Source organism: Anaerolineales bacterium (assembly GCA_015075725.1).
Taxonomy (GTDB): Bacteria; Chloroflexota; Anaerolineae; order Anaerolineales; family Villigracilaceae; genus Villigracilis.
Genome location: JABTTV010000004.1, coordinates 1 through 2,372, shown reverse-complemented (window position 1 = coordinate 2,372; position 2,372 = coordinate 1). Strand labels below are relative to the sequence as shown.

The following is a 2,372-nucleotide window of genomic DNA, read 5'->3' as shown; positions in this document are numbered from 1 at the left end:
GGGCCACCGAGACGGTGGCCGGTTAGCGCCACAGGTTCATCTGATCCAGTCGCTTGTCTTCGTCCTCCTGGCGTCGAATGTAGTCCCGTATCACGGCTTCGTCTCGACCTACCGTGGATACGAAGTATCCCCTCGCCCAGAAATGCTGCCCTACGAAGTTCCGCTTCCGCTCTCCATACACCCGTACCAAATGAATTGCGCTCTTGCCCTTGATGAACCCAACAACCTGCGAGACCGCATACTTCGGCGGAATCGCGATCATCATGTGCACGTGATCCGGCATCAGATGCCCTTCTTCGATCCGACTTTCCTTCTGCTCCGCCAACCTTCGAAATACCTCTCCAAGGTACTGGCGCAGTTCCCCGTACAACGTTCGTCGCCGACATTTCGGTACCTGATTACCAATGAAACTCAGCATGGTTTACAGAGAGCGAGCCAGGAGACTTGAATGCGCCGATTCGAACTTAATGCGTCGTAATCGGGGACCGCTGTTCAGTCGTGAAAAGGCTTCGAAAATTCCGAGACGGACAATCTCTTGAACAGCCAGTATTTTTTCGCCACCGAGCCAGCGTAACTATCGCTGAGGTTCATTGGTAATCAGGTTTCGGTATGAAGACAACGTGATATTTGCACTCCCAGGCCGTGTGGCTTAGGCTTTCGTACTTGTCCATCGTGATTCTCCCTTTAGTGTGCTTGGCGGCTCACGAAGAGGAGTTTCCTCCGATGGACTCCCGAATACGTCAAACTTCTACTGCCTCCCCGGCAAAGCCGGGGGGCCTCCCTTGGTAGGCTAGAAAACGATCACCTGGCGCACCGCCTCGCCCGCGGCGAGGCGGTCGAGGCCGGCATTGATCTCGTCCAGCGAAATCCGCGAGGTAATCAGCTTGCCGGCCGGCTAATCCGGATGCTTCACCGGCCGCGCGCGGATGCCGCGCCGTTCATGCGAAAAGTATAGCCAGTGGGCGAGGATGGCGAAGCTGCTCAAGAAATAAGCAAAACGGCGAATTGAAGGCGCACGCCTCCCCCAGCACACGGGAGAGGAAGAGGGGGCGGGGGCTGCCGCGGATTAGAATCTGGAACCTAAATCATGCATGCCTCGTCATGTGCCTGAGTCACCGCTTCCTTGCAGTTGCGCAGCCATGATGCCGGCGGTTCTGGCGCGAATAATCATTTTTTCAACGTTTGGAGTTGTGTGGATTTCAACGAGCTCAACCTCGGGATGCAAGTTGGCAAAGACCCTGAAAATTTCGTCGGCAAATGCTTGTCCGATCTCATCGACCCCAGTGAAGTCGAGTAGCACTGTCCTGAAACCTTCGAATCTGGCAACAAGACGTTTGGCTTGGGAGCGCGACACCAGGTTCTCATGCCCGATTCTGGCGAGCCGGACCGGCACGACTGTCTTGTCGAAACCAAAGTTGTCGCCAGTTGTGTATTCATCGAAGACTTCTCGCGCCGTACGTTGGCTATTGATGGGAATGGCCATGTATACAAGCGTTCCGGTCGCCGGGCGGTCGATTTCAAGCAGCCAGTCATGTTTGTCCCGGACGTCGTGGTCGTAATGCAAACCGTTGGCCTCGATCTGGAACTGATCGAACATGCGAGACGTAAAGAAAATACCCTCCCCGGAATGATTCGCGGGGTCGGTCGTGAATTTGCCTTTTGATAGCTCCAGAATGGCAAGTCGACGATCGGGCAAGCTCATGGCTTGTGCAATCTTCTCGAAAATCCCGATGCCATCGTCAAGAACTGCAATGACCAAATTGCCTTCATAGAGTCTCATCAAGGCGGTGACGAATTTGCCGCCAGAATGATCGTTGGCATTATTCACCATTTCAGTAAACCCATGATGGGCTATGCCAAGTACGTTTAGGGGCAGATCAAACCACGGTCTGAACTTGTGTTCCCAAACAATATGCTCATCAACCCCTGGTAGTGAAAATGTTTCGGCTATCTCCCGATTCCGCCCAAGGTGATAATTTGGGCGAGTCCCACCCGAAGAATCCAACCACCCGTCATTGACGAGCTTCTTGAGAGCGTTAGCCGCCGTTACTCGAGATACCCCAAATTGCGCAGCCAATCGGCTTGAAAGATGCGAGCTATTCCCCGCCAGGATCTCTCGGGTAACCCAACGCTTGGCATCCTGGACAGTCAGCTTTGCTTTCATCAATGATTAATTGAAAAGATGAACGTCTGGATTGTAAAGTATTTAGAAGATAATTGTAAAGATATGGTCGGAAATCAGAAAGCCGGTATCGATCTGAGTGACCGCTTAAAGGTAAGCGCTCAATAAACCCCGTCTTTCGCTGAGTGCTCAAGGAGTAGCGAAGGCCCCCCGGCGGATCTGCCGTCGTTCCGTTCTTTGCCCTAGAAAA

General features: G+C 53.3%; 2 protein-coding genes. Both read right to left on the bottom strand.

Going from position 1 to position 2,372, the window contains the following annotated elements; translation table 11 throughout:
* Window positions 1-22: 22 nt before the first annotated feature.
* Window positions 23-418: an IS200/IS605 family transposase gene (tnpA, locus tag HS100_23040; protein MBE7436805.1), complete on the bottom strand. Its 396-nt coding sequence runs from the start codon at window positions 416-418 to the stop codon at window positions 23-25.
* Between the two features lie 681 nt (window positions 419-1,099).
* A complete protein-coding gene (locus tag HS100_23035) occupies window positions 1,100-2,164 on the bottom strand; it encodes a DUF4325 domain-containing protein (protein MBE7436804.1) in 1,065 nt (354 codons plus the stop codon).
* Window positions 2,165-2,372 lie beyond the last annotated feature (208 nt).